The sequence below is a fragment of the Devosia aquimaris genome (assembly GCF_020169335.1).
Lineage (GTDB): Bacteria > Pseudomonadota > Alphaproteobacteria > Rhizobiales > Devosiaceae > Devosia > Devosia aquimaris.
This window is the reverse complement of sequence record NZ_JAIEZN010000002.1, coordinates 192,660-209,509: the sequence shown is the minus strand read 5'-3', so window position 1 is coordinate 209,509 and position 16,850 is coordinate 192,660. Positions and strand designations below refer to the sequence as shown.

General features: G+C 65.5%; 14 protein-coding genes, 1 tRNA gene and 1 pseudogene. 6 read left to right on the top strand and 10 right to left on the bottom strand.

Features of this window, described 5'->3' with window-relative positions; all coding sequences use genetic code 11:
• Positions 1–5: 5 nt before the first annotated feature.
• Positions 6–842, bottom strand: a complete 837-nt coding sequence (locus K1177_RS13840) for a transglutaminase-like domain-containing protein (RefSeq protein ID WP_224703958.1) — start codon at positions 840–842, stop codon at positions 6–8.
• Positions 843–1,107: 265 nt separating this feature from the next.
• Here K1177_RS13840 and K1177_RS13835 point away from each other — a divergent pair.
• Positions 1,108–2,922: pseudogene (locus K1177_RS13835) on the top strand (cation:proton antiporter domain-containing protein); the annotation flags it as partial.
• Between the two features lie 889 nt (positions 2,923–3,811).
• Entirely contained in the window at positions 3,812–4,240 is a 429-nt protein-coding gene (locus K1177_RS13830) for an RrF2 family transcriptional regulator (protein WP_224703957.1), read from the top strand.
• A gap of 246 nt (positions 4,241–4,486) precedes the next feature.
• Here K1177_RS13830 and purU read toward each other — a convergent pair whose 3' ends face one another.
• The 5 genes from purU to K1177_RS13805 all read right to left on the bottom strand — a co-directional run bounded on the left by purU (position 4,487) and on the right by K1177_RS13805 (position 9,691).
• Complete coding sequence (gene purU / locus K1177_RS13825) at positions 4,487–5,341, bottom strand: formyltetrahydrofolate deformylase (protein WP_224703956.1); 855 nt, start codon at positions 5,339–5,341, stop codon at positions 4,487–4,489.
• 284 nt (positions 5,342–5,625) lie between these two features.
• A complete protein-coding gene (locus K1177_RS13820) occupies positions 5,626–6,438 on the bottom strand; it encodes an ABC transporter permease subunit (protein WP_224703955.1) in 813 nt (270 codons plus the stop codon).
• Between the two features lies 1 nt (position 6,439).
• Complete coding sequence (locus K1177_RS13815) at positions 6,440–7,402, bottom strand: ABC transporter permease subunit (protein WP_224703954.1); 963 nt, start codon at positions 7,400–7,402, stop codon at positions 6,440–6,442.
• A complete protein-coding gene (locus K1177_RS13810) occupies positions 7,399–8,547 on the bottom strand; it encodes an ABC transporter ATP-binding protein (protein WP_224703953.1) in 1,149 nt (382 codons plus the stop codon). Before K1177_RS13810 ends, K1177_RS13815 begins: the two co-directional genes overlap by 4 nt.
• Before the next feature lie 52 nt (positions 8,548–8,599).
• Complete coding sequence (locus K1177_RS13805) at positions 8,600–9,691, bottom strand: polyamine ABC transporter substrate-binding protein (RefSeq protein WP_224703952.1); 1,092 nt, start codon at positions 9,689–9,691, stop codon at positions 8,600–8,602.
• Positions 9,692–10,120: 429 nt separating this feature from the next.
• Between K1177_RS13805 and K1177_RS13800 the strand changes: the two genes are divergently transcribed.
• On the top strand, positions 10,121–11,068 hold the full coding sequence (locus K1177_RS13800) for a pseudouridine-5'-phosphate glycosidase (RefSeq protein WP_224703951.1): 948 nt from the start codon (positions 10,121–10,123) through the stop codon (positions 11,066–11,068).
• Positions 11,065–11,949, top strand: a complete 885-nt coding sequence (locus K1177_RS13795; RefSeq protein WP_224703950.1) for a carbohydrate kinase family protein — start codon at positions 11,065–11,067, stop codon at positions 11,947–11,949. The genes K1177_RS13800 and K1177_RS13795 overlap by 4 nt, the downstream gene beginning before the upstream one ends.
• Before the next feature lie 165 nt (positions 11,950–12,114).
• Here K1177_RS13795 and K1177_RS13790 read toward each other — a convergent pair whose 3' ends face one another.
• Positions 12,115–12,690: a TetR/AcrR family transcriptional regulator gene (locus K1177_RS13790; protein ID WP_224703949.1), complete on the bottom strand. Its 576-nt coding sequence runs from the start codon at positions 12,688–12,690 to the stop codon at positions 12,115–12,117.
• 72 nt (positions 12,691–12,762) lie between these two features.
• Between K1177_RS13790 and K1177_RS13785 the strand changes: the two genes are divergently transcribed.
• Positions 12,763–13,776 (top strand): SDR family oxidoreductase, encoded by a 1,014-nt coding sequence (locus tag K1177_RS13785; protein WP_224703948.1) that lies wholly within the window; start codon positions 12,763–12,765, stop codon positions 13,774–13,776.
• A 74-nt stretch (positions 13,777–13,850) separates the two neighbouring features.
• Positions 13,851–13,926, top strand: a tRNA-Ala gene (locus tag K1177_RS13780).
• A 255-nt stretch (positions 13,927–14,181) separates the two neighbouring features.
• On the opposite strand, the gene K1177_RS13775 is transcribed toward K1177_RS13780, so the two are convergent.
• From K1177_RS13775 to K1177_RS13765, 3 genes are read right to left on the bottom strand one after another with little or no spacing between them, the layout of a single operon-like run.
• Positions 14,182–15,357: an acetyl-CoA C-acetyltransferase gene (locus K1177_RS13775; RefSeq protein ID WP_224703947.1), complete on the bottom strand. Its 1,176-nt coding sequence runs from the start codon at positions 15,355–15,357 to the stop codon at positions 14,182–14,184.
• Positions 15,354–16,013, bottom strand: coding sequence for a 3-oxoacid CoA-transferase subunit B (locus K1177_RS13770; protein ID WP_224703946.1), 660 nt, complete (start codon positions 16,011–16,013; stop codon positions 15,354–15,356). The genes K1177_RS13775 and K1177_RS13770 overlap by 4 nt, the downstream gene beginning before the upstream one ends.
• Entirely contained in the window at positions 16,013–16,729 is a 717-nt protein-coding gene (locus K1177_RS13765; protein WP_224703945.1) for a CoA transferase subunit A, read from the bottom strand. The genes K1177_RS13770 and K1177_RS13765 overlap by 1 nt, the downstream gene beginning before the upstream one ends.
• Between the last annotated feature and the right edge of the window lie 121 nt (positions 16,730–16,850).

The following is a 16,850-nucleotide window of genomic DNA, read 5'->3' as shown; positions in this document are numbered from 1 at the left end:
CGGGCTCAGTTGTTGGCCACGCTGATGGCGTCGGTGGTCCATTCGGCCTCGGTGCCCTTGTCGATGGCGCGGCTCCACACCTGCACCTGCTGCGGATTGACCGGGCCGAAGATGGTGGCAAAGGAGGTGTCGGCAGCGTCCCGGCCGATCCCGATGCGCACCAGGCCATCGAGCGCGGCCATGCGGGTGGGGTCGAACAGATACCAGCGGTCGCCCAGATAGGCTTCAAAGACCGCATGGAAATCCTGCGGCTCGAGCTGCCAGGCGTAGCAGCTGACGAAGCGGGCTGGGATGCCCAGGGCGCGGCAGAAGGTGATGCCCAGATGGGCAAAGTCGCGGCAGACGCCGGCGCGCAGCGAGAAGGTGTCCGCGGCCGTCGTCGTGGTGTCGCTGGTGCCGAACTGATAGTCGACTTCGCTGTTGATCCAGTTGCAGATTTCGACCACGCGGCCAAAGCCGGGCGCGATATTGCCAAACTGGCGGGTGGCAAAGCGCGCCAGCTCGTCGGAGGGGCAGTAGCGCGAGGGGTTGAGGAACGCCAGGGTCTCGAGCGGCAGGGTGGCTACGGGCACTTCGCCCACCACGGCCGGCGCCAGATGCAGCGGATCAAGCTCGATTTCGGCCTGGTAGTGCAGCTGCAGCGGTCCGGCGGGTGCGGTCAGGCGCAGGTACCGGTTGCCGCTTTCCTCGGCGGTCTTTTCGTCGAAGGCCATAGCGGGGGTGATCGTCAGCTTCTCGTCGAGCAGGCGTTGCCGCCCGCCCTGCATGGCCTCGATGTTGAAGATCAGGGTCGAGGTTTCGATGACGTCATAGGCGATCTGGCATCCAACGGATAAACGCACGGCACATCCTTGTCGTGGTCCGCCGTGCTGGGAACATGCCCGTGCGGATCTGCTGAAATGGGAAGCACCCTAGCACGACAATAGCGACGAATACGTGGCGGCGATGCCGGGGAGACCAGCGCTGCGCGCATGGCAAAAACTGTGGCGGCAAGCCGCTTTGCTGCCACAGACTTGGGCTAAAGCGCTTGCAGATCAGCGCCCTATACCCCATCTTGGCGCTAGAGATTGATTTCAGCACCAGGTCCGAACCCGCCACGGAGGCAACATGCACCACGACACTCCCCTGATCACAACGATCGTGGCAGGTCTGGTGCTGGCCTATATTTTCGGGATGATCGCCAATCGGCTGAAGATGCCGCCGTTGGTGGGTTATCTGTTTGCCGGCATCCTGGCTGGTCCCTACACCCCCGGTTTCGTGGCCGACCAGGCGCTGGGCGCCGAACTGGCCGAGCTGGGCGTGATCCTGCTGATGTTCGGCGTGGGCCTGCATTTCTCCCTCAAGGATCTGATGAGCGTGCGGGCGCTGGCCATCCCCGGTGCGCTGGCGCAGATCGCCCTGGCGACGCTGTTGGGCCTGGGCCTGGCGACGCTCCTGGGCTGGGACCTGGGCGCGGGGCTCTTGTTCGGCCTGGCGCTTTCGGTGGCCTCCACCGTGGTGCTGCTTAAGGCGCTGCAGGACCGACGTCTGATCGAGACCGAGCGCGGCCGGATCGCGGTGGGCTGGCTGATCGTGGAAGACCTGGCCATGGTGCTGGCGCTGGTGCTGATCCCGGCCATTGCGAGCCTGAATGGCGGCGACAATGGCGTGCATGATCCCTTTGTCTCGTTTGTCGAGCGCATGATCGGCAGCAATGTCGGCATCTGGGGCGTGCTGGGGCTCACCCTGGTCAAGGTCGCAGCCTTTGTCGGCTTCATGCTGGTGGTGGGGCGCCGCGTCATTCCCTGGGCCTTGCATGGCACGGCCCATACCGGCAGCCGCGAACTGTTCCGCCTGGCCGTGCTGGCCATTGCCCTGGGCGTGGCGCTGGGCTCGGCCGTGCTGTTCGGCGTGTCGCTGGCGCTGGGCGCCTTCTTTGCCGGCATGATCCTGTCCGAGAGCGAGTTGTCCCATCGTGCCGCGCAGGAAACGCTGCCGCTGCGCGACGCCTTTGCCGTGCTGTTCTTCGTGTCGGTGGGCATGCTGTTCGACCCCTCGATCATCGTCACCAATCCGCTGCCGGTGCTGGCGACGGTGTTCATCATCGTCATCGGCAAGTCGGCTGCGGCACTGGGCATCGTGCTACTGGCGCGGCGTCCATTGGCCACGGCTTTGACCATTTCGGCCTCGCTGGCGCAGATCGGCGAGTTCTCGTTCATCCTGGCCAGCATGGGTGTGTCGCTGGCCATTCTCCCCAGCGAGGGGCAGGATTTGATCCTGGCCGGCGCGCTGATCTCCATCGTGCTCAATCCGGTGGTGTTCTGGGCCATTGACCTGGCCAAGCCCCATCTGGAGGCGCGCGTGGCGCAGCGCCGTGCCGCCCGTGGCGGCGGCGAGGTCGAGCGCGTCGACCCGCCAGTGACATCGGAGGATGCCGCGACAGTGGTGGCGGAGCCGCGCCAGGCCGTGACCGAGACCGAGGGCGAAAGCGACGACATGCCCGAAGCCAGCATCCAGACCGGCCATACGGTGCTGGTCGGCTTTGGCCGCGTTGGCCGGGTGGTGGGCGAGGGGCTGCATGCCGCCGGTGCGCCGCTGGTGGTCATCGAGGATACCGAGCATTCCGTCGCTTCGGCCCGCGCCACGGGCATCGAGGTGGTGTTTGGCAATGCCGCCGATGTCGAAGTGCTCAAGCTGGCCAATCTGCCGGCCGCTGCCTGTCTGATGATCGCCATCCCCAATGGCTTTGAGGCAGGGACGGTGTGCGAAGTGGGTCGCAAGCTCAACCCGTCGGTGCGCATCATTGCCCGCGCCCATTCCGACGAGGAGGCCGAGCATCTGCGCCATCTGGGTGCTGACACGGTGATCATGGGCGAGCGCGAGATCGGCCTGGGCATGCTGGCCTGGCTGCGCGGCGAGCGCGTGGAAGTTGACGCTGCCGCGACGCCGCCTGTTGAGCCGCGCCTGCCCAGCGGGGAGAACCTGCTGTCCAAGGCTGCAGCCGGCGCCGCGGTCGTCGAAACGGTCAAGAGCGATGGCCCGGCCACTGTCGTGGTGACCGATGCGGCACCGAGCGAGACGCTGACCGTCGCCGAACAGGTGGCCGAGGAGATCAGTGAAGGCGGCCCTGTCGTGCCGCCACAGGACGCGGTGATCGAGACCGCCAAGACCGACGGCGACGCCGTCGTGGTGGTCGCGGATGCCGCGCCGAAGGCCGAGCTGGATGCCGCCAGCCAGGTGAACCAGGAAATCAGCGAAGGTGGCCCGGTTGTGCCGCCCGAGGAGGATGACATGGTCGAGACAGTCAAGAGTGATGGCCCCGAGGTCATCGTGGTCAAGGATGCCGCGCCTGACGAGACGCTGACGGTGGCCGAGCAGAAACAGGACCTGGTCAGCGAGGGCGGCCCAGCCGCACCGCCGGGCGATGCCGAGCTGGTCGAAACGGTCAAGACCGACGGCAGCGCCGTTGTCGTGGTGGCCGATGCCGCGCCCGAGGCGGTGCTCAGCGCGGACGAGCAGGAAAAAGATCTCGTCAGCGAAGGCGGTCCTGCCCTGCCGGTCGAGGAGGCCGATGGGGTCGAGACCGTCAAGTCCGATGGCGACGACGTGGTCGTGGTGCATGACGCGCCGGTCGACGACACCCTGACCGAGGCCGAGCAGGTGGCCGAAGAGATCAGCGAAGGTGGGCCGGTGGTGCCGCCCGTCGAGCCGGAGCCCAAGCCCTAGGGACTGTGAAATTCACTATGGCCGGGATTTTTCGTTTGTCGAGCCGCCAGGTCGCGTTAGCCTTGGCGGGCACCAAGTCAGCCGACGATTGGAATAGTCCGGACCAATGATTTCGCAAAAAGCCAAATATGCCCTGCGGGCGCTGGTCTCGCTGGCGCGCATACCGCGCGGCGAAACCATGATGATCGGCGAGATCTCCAAGGCCCAGGCGATTCCGAAGAAGTTCCTCGAGCAGATCCTGCTCGAGCTCAAGCGGGCCGGCTTTGTTGCCAGCCGGCGCGGTCGCTCCGGCGGCTATGAGCTGCTGCGGGCGCCAGAGGAGATCATGTTCGGCGAGGTGTTGCGGCTGATCGATGGTCCCATCGCGCCGCTGCCGTGCCTGAGCAAGATTGCCTATCGCAAATGCGAGGATTGCCGCGACGAAGGCAGCTGCGAGATCCGGCATGTGTTCGAACGGGTGACGCTGGCCACCCGCGCGGTGCTCGACACCACCACGCTGGCCGATTCCCTGCGCCTCGAAGAGCTGCCGGTCTAGTCTTTCCCCACTACACACCGATTGCTTGCTTTTGTCCTCCCTCCCCCTTGAGGGGAGGGTCGGGGTGGGGGTGGTTCTGAGGCGCACTGACGGACCCCCTCCCTCATTCCAGCCATTCGGCATAGCCGAATGGCCTTTCTTGCTCAAATCGCTCCGCAGGAGCGATTTGTCCCTCTGGGCCGCGCCCAAGCCCCTAAAGGGGGAGGGAGGTAAAGGAGCCGGAAATCCACCTAAGGGTGAACCAATCTATCCAAACACCACGGTCTTGCGACCATTGAGCATCACCCGGTCTTCCAGGTGCAGCTTGACGGCGCGGGCGAGCACGCGGCTTTCGATGTCGCGGCCGGCGGCTACCAGGTCTTCGGCGCTCATGGCGTGGGTGACGCGGGCGGTTTCCTGCTCGATGATCGGGCCTTCGTCGAGGTCGGGCGTCACATAGTGGGCGGTGGCGCCGATGATCTTGACGCCGCGCTCATGGGCCTGGTGATAGGGCTTTGCGCCCTTGAAGCTGGGCAGGAAGGAATGGTGGATGTTGATCACCTGGCCGAACAGGCGCGTCGAGAGCTCGTTGGACAGCACCTGCATATAGCGCGCCAGCACGACAAGATCGGCGCCGGACTTCTGGATGATCTCGAGCACCTGGGCCTCCTGGGCGGCCTTAGTGTCCTTGCTGACGGGCAGCAGGTGGAAGGGGATGCCGGCATCCTCGGCAATCTTTTGCGCATCTGCATGGTTGGAGATCACCGCCGCGACCTCGGCGTCGAGCCAGCCGACGCGGATCTGGTAGAGCAGGTGCAGCAGGGTGTGGTCGAACTTGGACACCAGGATGACGATGCGCTTGCGCCGGCCCTGGTCGACCAGGCTCGTCTTCATCGAGAAGCGCTCGATGGGGGCCTTGAGCGCCCGCTCGATCGCCTCGCGGGCGACGCCGCTCGGCGCAGCAAAGGCCAGGCGCATGAAGAAGCGCCCGGTTTCGCGATCCCAGAACTGGTTGGATTCGGCGATATTGGCCTCGAGCGCGGCCAATTCGGTGGTGACCGCCGCCACAATGCCGGGACGATCGGCGCAGGACAGGGTCAGGACGAAATTGGCCGAGGACATGGCAGACACTCCAGTAATTCTGGGCAGCGGTATCAATGGGTTGGAGCCGGTCGTCAAGTCCCAGCAAAAAGGGCCGCCCCATGGGCGGCCCTTCCTGAGTTTCGGCCTCGAGGCCTAAGGAGGGGTGTCAGTCGAGCATCTCCCGCACAGACACCAAAAACCCAAGACCTTCTTCGAGCGCCGTAATCTCATAAGACATTGGATCACCTCCTTCACGTTGGTTGAACATGACGAGGATGGTGCGCCGATTTTTCGCATCTGTCCAGAGGCCGATTGCGCGGTCTCTAGTGGGCTTTGGCGCGGTTATTGTGGTTGCGCAGCTGCACGATGGTGGCGGCCAGAACGCCCAGGGCGACAATGGCGATGATGATGGTGGCCAGGGCATTGACGTCGGGCGAAACGCCCAGCTTGACCTTGGAGAAGATCACCATGGGCAGGGTGGACGAACCCGGCCCCGAGACGAAGCTGGCAATGACCAGATCGTCCAGCGAGAGGGTAAAGGCCAGGAGCCAGCCCGAGATCAGCGCCGGGGCGATGATGGGCAGGGTGATGTCGAAGAACACGCGCACAGGGGTGGCGCCCAGGTCCATGGCCGCTTCCTCAAGGCTCACGTCCATGTCGCCCAGGCGCGATTGCACCACCACCACCACATAGGCCATGCAGAAGGTGGAATGGGCGATGATGATGGTGAGCAGGCCCCGTCCCGATGGCCAGCCAATGGTGGCTTCCATGGCCACGAACAGCAACAGCAGCGACAGGCCGGTGATGACGTCGGGCATGACCAGCGGCGCCGAGACGGTGCCGGCGAGCAAGGTGCGGCCGCGGAACTTGCGAAAGCGCACCAGCGCCACGGCGCAGAGCGTCCCCAGCACCAGCGCGATGCTGGCGGCCGAGAAGGCGATCTGCACGCTCAGCCAGGCGGCGCCCAGGATCTGCGGATCGGCCAGCACGGCGCCATACCATTTGGTCGAAAAGCCCGACCAGACCGTGACCAGGTCACTTTCGTTGAACGAGAACACCACCAGCGAGACGATCGGCGCATAGAGAAAGGCAAAGCCGAGCGTTGCCGCGATGGGAAGGAACCAGCCGCGTTTCATCCTACTTGCCCCTTTCCTTGTCCTGCACGGCGTCCTGCGCCCGCTGCAGCAGCATGATGGGCACCACCACCACGATCAGCATGGCAATGGCCACGGCTGCGGCGCGGGGCCAGTTGGTATTGGCGAAGAACTCGTCCCAGAGCACGCGGCCGATCATCAGCGTGGACGGGCCACCCAGCAGCGAGGGAATGACGAATTCACCGATCGCCGGGATGAACACCAGCATGCAACCGGCGATGATGCCGGGGCGCGACAGTGGCAGGGTGATCGAGAGGAAGGTGCGCACGGGCCGCGCGCCCAGGTCGGCCGAAGCTTCGAGCAGCGCGCCGTCGAGCTTTACCAGATTGGTATAGAGCGGCAGGATCATGAAGGGCAGGTAGGTGTAGACGATGCCGACATAGACGGCGAAATCGGTCTGCATCATCACCACCGGCGGAATGCCGAACAGGCCCAGGAACTGGTTGATGACGCCATTGCCGCGCATGAAGCCGCTCAGGGCATAGACCCGCAGCAGGAACGAGGTCCAGAACGGCAGGATGACCAGCATCAGCAGGATGTTGCGCCACTGGTCGGGCGCGCGGGCGATGGCATAGGCCATCGGATAGCCGATCAGCAGGGTGATGATGGTGGAGATCAGCGCGATCTTGATCGAGCTGAGATAGGCCGCGACATAGAGCCCGTCGGTGAACAGGCGCAGATAATTGTTCAGGTGCAGCGTCAGCTGCACCGTGCCGTCCTCATTGGTCAGCAGGGGCGAATAGGGCGGGCGGCCGAACTGCTTGATGGTGAGCGAAATGCCGAACACCACCGCCAGGGGCACGAGGAAAAAGACGGTGAGCCATAGCGCCGGCGCGGCAATGACCAGCGCCTTGCCCGAGAGGCCGACCGCGGCCAGGGCGCGCTCGACGCCGGACCAGGCGCGTGGGCGCGGCGGCGGCGGGGATTGTGCGTCGAAGGTGCTCATACGGTCAGCACCGAACCGGCGCTGTCGCCCCAGGAGAGATAGACCTCTTCGTCCCAGGTGATGGCATCGGGATTGCCGCGGGTCACATTGGTCTGGGTCACGCGCAGGCGTTTGCCGCTCGGCAGCAGCACCTGGTAGACGCTCATGTCGCCCAGATAGCCGATATCCTCGACCATGCCGCGGGTCACATTGGCGTCGTGGATGCCCTCGGGTTTTTCGCGGCTGAGCATGATCTTTTCGGGGCGGATGGCCCAGCTCAGGTGCTGGTCGGGGGCGCAGTCCACGCCATGGCCGACATAGATGTCGCAACCCAGTTCGTCCGAGCGAATGCGCACATGCGCCGGTTCGTCCTCGGTCACCACGCCATCGACCATGTTGACCGAGCCGATGAAGCCGGCGACGAATTTGGAATTGGGGAATTCATAGATGTCGGTGGGCTCGCCGATCATGGCGATTTCGCCCTGGTTCATCACGCCGATGCGGGTGGCGAGCGACATCGCCTCTTCCTGGTCGTGGGTCACCACGATGAAGGTGACGCCCAGGGTTTCCTGGATCTTGACCAGTTCGAACTGGGTTTCCTCGCGCAGCTTCTTGTCGAGCGCGCCGAGCGGTTCGTCGAGCAGCAGCAGCTTGGGACGCTTGGCGAGCGCGCGGGCCAGGGCCACGCGCTGGCGCTGGCCGCCCGAGAGCTGGTGCGGCTTGCGGCTGCCATAGTCGCTCAGCTTGACCAGGGCGAGCAGCTCGCGCACGCGCTCGGCAATCTCGGCGCGCGGCAGGCCATCCCGCTTGAGGCCATAGGCGATATTCTGTTCCACATTCATATGCGGGAACAGCGCATAGGACTGGAACATCATGTTCACGGGGCGATTGTACGGCGCCACATGGGTCATGTCCTGGCCGTCGATCTCGATGGTGCCGCTGGTGGGCTCCTCAAAGCCGGCCAGCATGCGCAAGAGGGTCGACTTGCCCGAGCCCGAGCCGCCGAGCAGGCAGAACAGCTCGCTCTTGTAGATGTCGAGCGAGACATCGGAGACGGCGAAGATGTCGCCGAATTTCTTGGTGACGTTCTTGATGCGGACAAAAGGCTTGGCCGCGGGATCGCGCCAGGGACGGGTGTCGATTGCGAGTTGCGGCTTCTTGACCATGTCGGCCCCATAGAAAATGGGGGGCGGCCACCGGCCGCCCCCGGATCGAACTTTACTGACCGGTCTTGATGCGGGTCCAGGTCCGGGTCAAGACCTCTTCGAAGTCAGGGTTGTGGGCCTTCATCACAAAAGCCTTGGCGATGGTCTCGGCCGGCGGATAGATGCCGGGGTTGGTCTTGACTTCATCGGCGACGAACTCGGTCGCAGCCAGGTTGGGGTTGGCGTAGAACACATAGTTGGTGATCGCCGCCACAACCTGGGGCTCCAGGATATAGTTGATGAACTTGTGGGCATTGTCCGGGTGCGGGGCATCCACGGGAATGGCCAGGAAGTCAAACAGCGTCGCAGCGCCTTCCTTGGGGATGACATACTGCACTTCGACACCGCGGTCAGCCGAGGCGGCGGCGTCGGCAGCGATGAAGATGTCGCCCGAATAGCCCAGGGCGACGCAGGTTTCGCCATTGCCCAGGTCATCGATGTACTGGCTGGAGTGGAAGTAGCGGATATAGGGCTTGATCGAGGTCAGCAGTTCCTCGGCCTTGGCCAGGTCCTCTTCCTTTTCCGAGTTGGGATCGAGGCCGAGATAGTTCAGCGCAATGCCCATCACTTCGGACGGGCTGTCGAGCAGGCTGATGCCGCAGCTGGCGAGCTTTTCGGCAAACTCGGGCTTGAAGATCAGGTCCCAGCTGTCGGTCGGGGCGGAATCGCCCAGGATTTCCTTGACCTTGGCGACATTGTAGCCATAGCCGATGGTGTTGATCATATAGGGCACGCCATGGCCGTTGTCGGGGTCCTGCGCGGCGGCAGTGGCCATCACGGCGGGGTCCAGATTGCCCAGATTGGTCAGCTTGGACTTGTCGAGCGGCAGGATGAGGCCGGCCTTGATCTGGCGTTCGAGGAAATTGCCCGAGGGCACGACGATGTCATAGCCCGAGCTGCCGGCGAGCAGCTTGGCATCGACGATCTCGTTGTTGTCATAGACGTCGTAATTGACCTTGATGCCCGTCTGGGCCTCGAAATTGGCAATGGTGTCTTCGGCAATATAGTCGGACCAGTTATAGACGTTCAGGACCGGCTCTTCCTGGGCCAGCACCGGGCTGGCGATCATGATGGTGCCAAGGGCAAGGGCGAGCGACTTGTTCATCGGGTGCGGGTCTCCAGTTTACTATGGTCTTGGTCAGTCAATGCATGACGCCTGTGGGCGACACGGGGTGATCCTGTGCCGGGCAACGGCACGGGGCTGGGCTCATCTTTGTGGGCACGGCATCCGCCGGTCCGACATGCGGCGTACAGGAAAGGGGCGCCCGGGGGCGCTTGGGGTCTTGGCTGGCCTGAGCCCCATGCGGGGCGCGTATCGATCGGCGCTCGTGGCGCGATCAACCCTGTGTGCGGTCAGCGAAGTGCCCTTTCTCCGTTGGATGCTGGGCAAACCCTAGAGCGAAATCCCCCCATGGACAAGGGACGAGAGGCCATGAATCTGCGGGGCTTGACGCCCTGCGGCAACAAGGCGCAAAACCCGCGCAAACCGCGCCCCCGGGGGCGCCTGCCCACCATGATGGAAAGCTCAGGAACCATGTCTGCCAAGGCCTATTTGTCGATCAGTGCGGAAGTCAAACAGGCGCTGGCGTCCGGCCAGGCGGTGGTGGCGCTCGAATCCACCATCATCACTCATGGCATGCCCTATCCGCAGAACCTGGCGATGGCCCGCGAAGTCGAGGGTGAGATCCGCGCCCGCGGCGCCGTGCCCGCCACCATCGCCATCATGGACGGGCGCTTCTGCGTCGGCGTGTCGGGCGAAGACCTCGAGCGGCTGGCGCTGGAAGGGGCAACAGCCGCCAAGGCCAGCCGGCGCGACATTGCGGCCTTGCTGGTCAAGGGCGCCATGGCCGGCACGACCGTCGCCACCACCATGCAGATTGCCGCTCTGGCCGGCATCTCCGTCTTCGCCACCGGCGGCATCGGTGGCGTGCATCGCGGCGCCGAAGAGACCTTTGATATTTCCGCCGACCTCGAGGAACTGGGCCGCACGCCGGTCGCCGTGGTCTGCGCCGGCGCCAAGTCGATCCTCGACATCGCCAAGACGCTCGAAGTGCTCGAAACCAATGGCGTGCCGGTGCTGGGCTATGGCACCGACGAATTCCCCGCCTTCTGGACGCGCCAGAGCGGCTTTCCCGTTGATCACCGTTTCGACGATGTCGCCGACATTGCCCGGCTGATTGCCATCCAGGCCGAGTTGGGCATGGGCGGCGTTCTGGTCGCCAATCCGATCCCGGAGGCCGATGCGCTTGACGCCGCCAGCATCGAGGCGCGCATCGCCGAGGCCATTGCCGATGCCGAGCGCGCCGGGGTGACCCGCAAGGCGCTGACGCCTTTCCTGCTCAAGCGCATCTTCGAGCTGACCGGCGGCAAGTCGCTGGAGTCCAATATCGCGCTGGTGAAAAACAACGCCCGGGTCGGCGCCGATATCGCCGTGGCGCTGGCGGCGCGCAAGGCCAACAAGCCTGCCATTGTCCGCGCATGAGTGCTCGCGTCCTGGTGGTGGGGGATGTGATGACCGATGTCATCGTCGTCCCCGAGGGCCCGATCATCAAAGGCAGTGACCGGCGCGCCACGGTGCGCAGCCGGCCCGGCGGATCGGGCGCCAACCAGGCGGTCTGGCTGGGTGCCATGGGGGCCGATGTGCTGTTTGCGGCCCGGGTGGGCGCCGATGACCGCAGCCCCTATGAGAACTATTTCCGCGGGCGCGATGTGGTGCCGGTGCTGGCGGGTGACCCGGACCTGCCTTCGGGCGTGCTGGTGACCATTGTCGACCCCGATGGCGAGCGCAGCTTCCTCACCGATCGCGGCGCCAATCTCAATCTCTGCGCGGCGGACCTTCCGGCCGATCTGCTCGATGGCGTCGGGCTGGTGCTGGTGTCGGGCTATAGCCTGTTTGCCCCCGGCCCGCGCGCAGCGGTGCAGGGCCTGTTTGCCGCGGCCAGGTCGCGCGGCATTGCCATTGCCATCGATCCGGCCTCGGTGGGTTTCCTGGTCGATGTCGGGCCAGAGACCTTCCTGGGCTGGGTGAGCGGATCGGACTGGATCTTTGCCAATGCCGAAGAGGCAAAGGTGCTGACCGGGTCTGACGACATTGCCGCCCAGACCAGGGCGCTGGGGGCGCATTTCGCGCGGGTGGTGATCAAGCGCGGGGCTGCCGGGGCCGTGCTGGGAAATGCCGATGGCCCCACCATGAGCCTGCCGGCCCCTGTCGTGCCGGTCTGCGACAGCACGGGCGCGGGCGACGCCTTTGCCGCCGGCTTTGTTGCCGCCTGGCTTTCGGGTCGCGATCAGGCCGCGGCGCTGGAGGCTGGTATCGCGGCCGGGGCCAGGGCGGTGCAATCCATCGGCGGCCAACCGGCCTAGATCGTCTGGCGCGCAGATTGCCTGGCTCTGTCGCCCCCTCCCCCTTGAGGGGAGGGTCGGGGTGGGGGTGGTTGCAAGAGCGACGGAGGGACCCCCTCCCTCTTTCCCTCCCCTCAAGGGGGAGGGAGGCAAAGGAGCCGAAAATCCTCTGAAGAGTGAAGCGATCTAGCGTTGCCTGGCGGCCAGTTCGGGCGCGATCAACCGCTGCGCCAACAGGCGGATGTCGCTGCCCAGTGTGTCGCGGCCCGCATTCTTCTGGGCCAGGCCAAAGCAAGCATCGAGCAGCACCCGCGCCAGGCGTGCCGCATCGGCCACGCCGGCCTCATCCAGCGCGCGCACCAATTGCTCTGTTGCCGCCGCGTCGGCCTTGGCCAGCAGTTCGGCGCTGGCGCGATGGGCGTCGAAGAATTCGGCGGCATGGGGCGAGCTGCCGATGACGCCGGTGATGACGGCGAATTCAGCCGCGAGGGCCGCGCCCACCCGGATGTCGACCGGCTCGCTGCCGGCAAGACCCTGGGCAAAGGCCGCGGCCTTGGCGTCCAGCACCTGGGTGACAATGGCCAGAAAGATCGCATCCTTGTCCGGGAAATAGGCGTAGAGCGTCGGCTTGGCGACGCCGGCGGCGCGGGCGATGGCCTCCATGCTGGTGGCGCGCAGGCCATGGATCAGGAACTGCTCGCGTGCGGCCTCCAGGATCCGGTCACGCTTTTCGGCGGCGCGACTCTGAGCGGGTGTCAACATCATTGCCCCTCGCATCTTGAACGAATTGAACGATCATAGTATATATCGTTCAATTCCTGTAGGGAGAAGTCCATGTCTGATCGTGTTCTCGTCACCGGCGTCTCCGGCTTTCTGGGCGGTCACCTGGCGCTGCAACTGCTCAACGCAGGCTATAGCGTGCGGGGCAGCGTGCGCCAACTGTCAAAGGGCGAGGCGGTGCGCCAGGCGCTGGCGCGGGCCGGTGCCGACATAAGCCGCCTCGAGCTGGTGGCGCTCGATCTCACCCGTGATGCCGGCTGGGCGGAGGCCATGGCCGGCGTGCGCTTTGTCCAGCATGCGGCCTCGCCCTTTGTGCTGCGCACGCCGCGCGACCCGCAGGAGCTCATTGCCCCGGCGGTGCAGGGAACCCGCCGTGCCGTCAGCGCAGCCCTGGCCAGCGCGGTCGAGCGCATCGTGCTCACCTCCTCGATCGCTGCCATCCAATATGGCCATGCCGATTATGCTCGCGCCCTGACCGAGGCCGACTGGAGCAATCTGCAGTCGCCGGCCACCGGGGCCTATCCGGCGTCCAAGACATTGGCCGAGCAGGCCGCCTGGGCCCTGGTCGACGCGGCCGGGCGGCATGACGACCTGGCCGTCATCAATCCGGCCGCGATCCTGGGGCCGCTGCTGGACGATGATCCGGGCACGTCCTCGATGTTGGTCCGTCGCCTGCTCGATGGCCGGCTGCCGGCCGTGCCGCGCATCAGCTTTTCGGTGGTGGATGTGCGCGATGTCGCGGCGCTGCAGATCGATGCCATGACCAATCCGGCGGCTGGCGGCCAGCGCTGCATCGCCTCGGCCGGCAGTGTCAGCATGAGCGAACTGGGCGCCCTGTTGCGCCCGGATTTTCCCGATCGCCGCATTCCCACCCGGGAACTGCCGGACTGGCTCTTGCGCCTGGTGGCGCTGGTGGACCGTGATGTGCGCGACAACCTCGGCGAGCTGGGCCGGATCAAGCGCGTCGACGGCAGCCGGGGGCCGCAGCGCCTTGGACGTCCGCTGATCCCCGTGGGCGATGCCGCCATTGCCACGGGCAAGAGCCTGGAGGCTTTCGGGCTGGTCTGAATTTCTCCTGCCGCCGGGCCCCTCGACCCCCTTGCCCTCGCGCGCGATTTTGTCCATATCAGTGCCGTCGGAACGGGGCTGTAGCTCAGTTGGGAGAGCGCGTCGTTCGCAATGACGAGGTCAGCGGTTCGATCCCGCTCAGCTCCACCATCCGACGTCCACCTGAAATCACCCAATGACCTGAGTGCCGCGACGGGCAGGGCAGTTTCGCGCCCCCATGACCGGGGACACTTCGGCGTCCAGCAGACCGCCGAGGTGATCGCTTAGGGGTGCGAAGACGGCCGGGCTGCCGCCGCCTTGGTGCCGCTGTTGGTGCGGGCCCCCATCAGAGGATGGAGCCGGACGCGGCCTGCAGCGCAGCCGCGTCCGCGTCCTTGCCGGCGGCACGGCGCGCGCTGAGTCCAGTCAGGGCCGCTCGACACACAGGGCCACGCCCATGCCGCCACCGATGCACAGTGTTGCCAGGCCCTTGTGCCCGCCGCGCCGGGCAAGTTCGTGCAGCAGCGTCACCAGCACCCGCGCGCCCGATGCGCCGATTGGATGTCCGATGGCGATGGCGCCGCCATTTACGTTGACCCGCTCAGGATCCCAGCCCATGGCCTGGTTGACCGCGCAGGCCTGCGCCGCAAAGGCTTCATTGGCTTCGATCAGATCAAGGTCTGCCGCAGTCCAGCCCGCCTTTTCCAGCGCCCGGGTCGAGGCCGGGATCGGCCCCGTCCCCATCACCGCGGGGTCGACGCCTGCCGTTGCCCAACTGGCAATGCGGGCCAGCGGGGACAGCCCGCGCCGTGCTGCCTCGTCGGCATGCATGAGCACCAGGGCGGCTGCGCCGTCATTGATGCCCGAGGCATTGCCCGCGGTCACCGTGCCATCCTTGTCGAAGGCGGGGCGGAGCCTGGCCAGGGCTTCGGCACTGGCATCGGCGCGGATATATTCATCGCTGTCGACCACCACGTCGCCCTTGCGGCCCTTGACCGTCACCGGTGCGATCTCGCTCTTGAACCGCCCGTCCTGCTGGGCTGCCGCAGCCTTGTGCTGCGAGGCCAGCGCGAAGCCATCCTGCGCCGCCCTGTCGATGCCGAACTGGCGCGCCACGTTCTCGGCGGTAATGCCCATGTGATAGCCGCCGAAGGCGTCGATCAGGCCGTCTTCCAGCATGGTGTCGACCAGCGTGACCGCGCCCATCTTGGCGGGCGCTCGCAGGTTCTGGCAATGCGGGGCCAGCGACATCGATTCCTGCCCGCCCGCGACAATGATGCGGGCATCACCCATGGCGATCTGCTGCATGCCCAGTGCCACGGCACGCAAACCCGACCCGCACACCTGGTTGAGGCTCCAGGCGGTGGCCCCGTGTGGAACGCCGGCGCGCGTCGCTGCCTGCCGGGCCGGGTTCTGGCCGAGCCCCGCCGTCAACACCTGTCCCAGGATCACCTCATCCACGTCCCGTGCCGGAACGCCGGCGCGTGCCAGCGCTGCGTCAATGGCCGTGGCGCCCAGCGCCTGGGCCGGCACAGTGGACAGTGCGCCCATGAACGATCCGACGGCCGTCCGCGCCGCGCCAACAATGACAATGTCGCTCATGCCGGCACCTTCAGGCTCTGTGCGACGCTGAAGCTGGCTTCCGTCTTGGCGGCAATCTCGTCCACGCTCACCCCATCTGCCAGCTCGATCAGCACCATGCGTGGTTCTCCCCGCCGCTCGAGGGTGAAGACCCCCAGGTCGGTGATCACCATGTCGGCGACACGCCGCCCGGTCAGCGGCAGCGTGCAGGTCTTGAGCAGCTTGGCCTCGCCTCTGGCCTCATGCTCCATCACCACCACGACGCGCTTGACGCCGGCCACCAGATCCATGGCGCCGCCCATGCCCTTGACCATCTTGCCGGGGATCATCCAGTTGGCCAGGTCGCCATTCTCGGCCACCTGCATGGCGCCCAGGATGGACAGGTCGATATGTCCGCCACGGATCATGCCGAAGCTGTCGGCACTGGAAAAGAAACTGGTCATCGGCAGCGCAGTGATGGTCTGCTTGCCGGCATTGATCAGGTCCGCGTCCTCTTCGCCGTCGAAGGGAAACGGCCCCATGCCCAACATGCCGTTTTCGCTCTGCAACCTGACGTCGATCCCATCAGGGATGTAGTTGGCAACCAGCGTGGGTATGCCGATGCCGAGATTGACATAAAAGCCGTCCTGCAGTTCGCGCGCTGCGCGTTCGGCCATTTGGTCGCGGGTCCAGGCCATCAGTTCACCTCCGCCGCGACGCGGGCGCGCACGGTGCGCTGCTCGATATGCTTGACCGGGCCGGGTACATGCACCAGCCGCGATACAAAGATGCCCGGCGTGTGGATCTGGTCGGGTTCAATCTCACCGGGTTCGACCAGATGCTCGACCTCGGCAATGGTCACCTTGCCGGCCGTCGCCATCATCGGATTGAAGTTGCGCGCGGTCTTGCGATACACGAGGTTGCCCTCCGTATCGCCCTTCCAGGCATGGACGATGGCGACATCGGCCACCAGGCCGCGCTCCATCACATAGTCCTCGCCGTCAAAGCTGCGCACTTCCTTGCCATTGGCGATGATGGTGCCCACGCCGGTCTTGGTGAAGAAGGCGGGAATGCCTGCGCCGCCGGCGCGGATGCGTTCAGCCAGGGTGCCCTGCGGCGTGAATTCGAGCTCAAGCTCCCCTGACAGGAACTGCTCGGCAAACAGCTTGTTCTCGCCCACATAGGACGAGATCATCTTCCTGATCTGCCGCGTCTCCAGCAAGGTGCCCAGCCCGATGCCATCGACGCCAGCATTGTTGGAAATGACGGTCAAGTCCCTGACCCCTGACTGCCGGATCGCCGCAATCAGGGCTTCTGGAATGCCGCACAGGCCAAAGCCGCCCGACATGATCACCATCCCGTCCGCCAGCATGCCAGCCATGGCCGCCGCAGCGTCCGCATAGACCTTTTGCATCTCCCGTCCTCCTCGGTGTCTGCTCTGATGTCGGCCGGGCCGCTCCCCGCAGCCCGCCGTCGGGAAAAGGTTAAGTCTTGCCTGTGCGCCCCGGTTAGTCGTATTTATACGCTATGGCGAC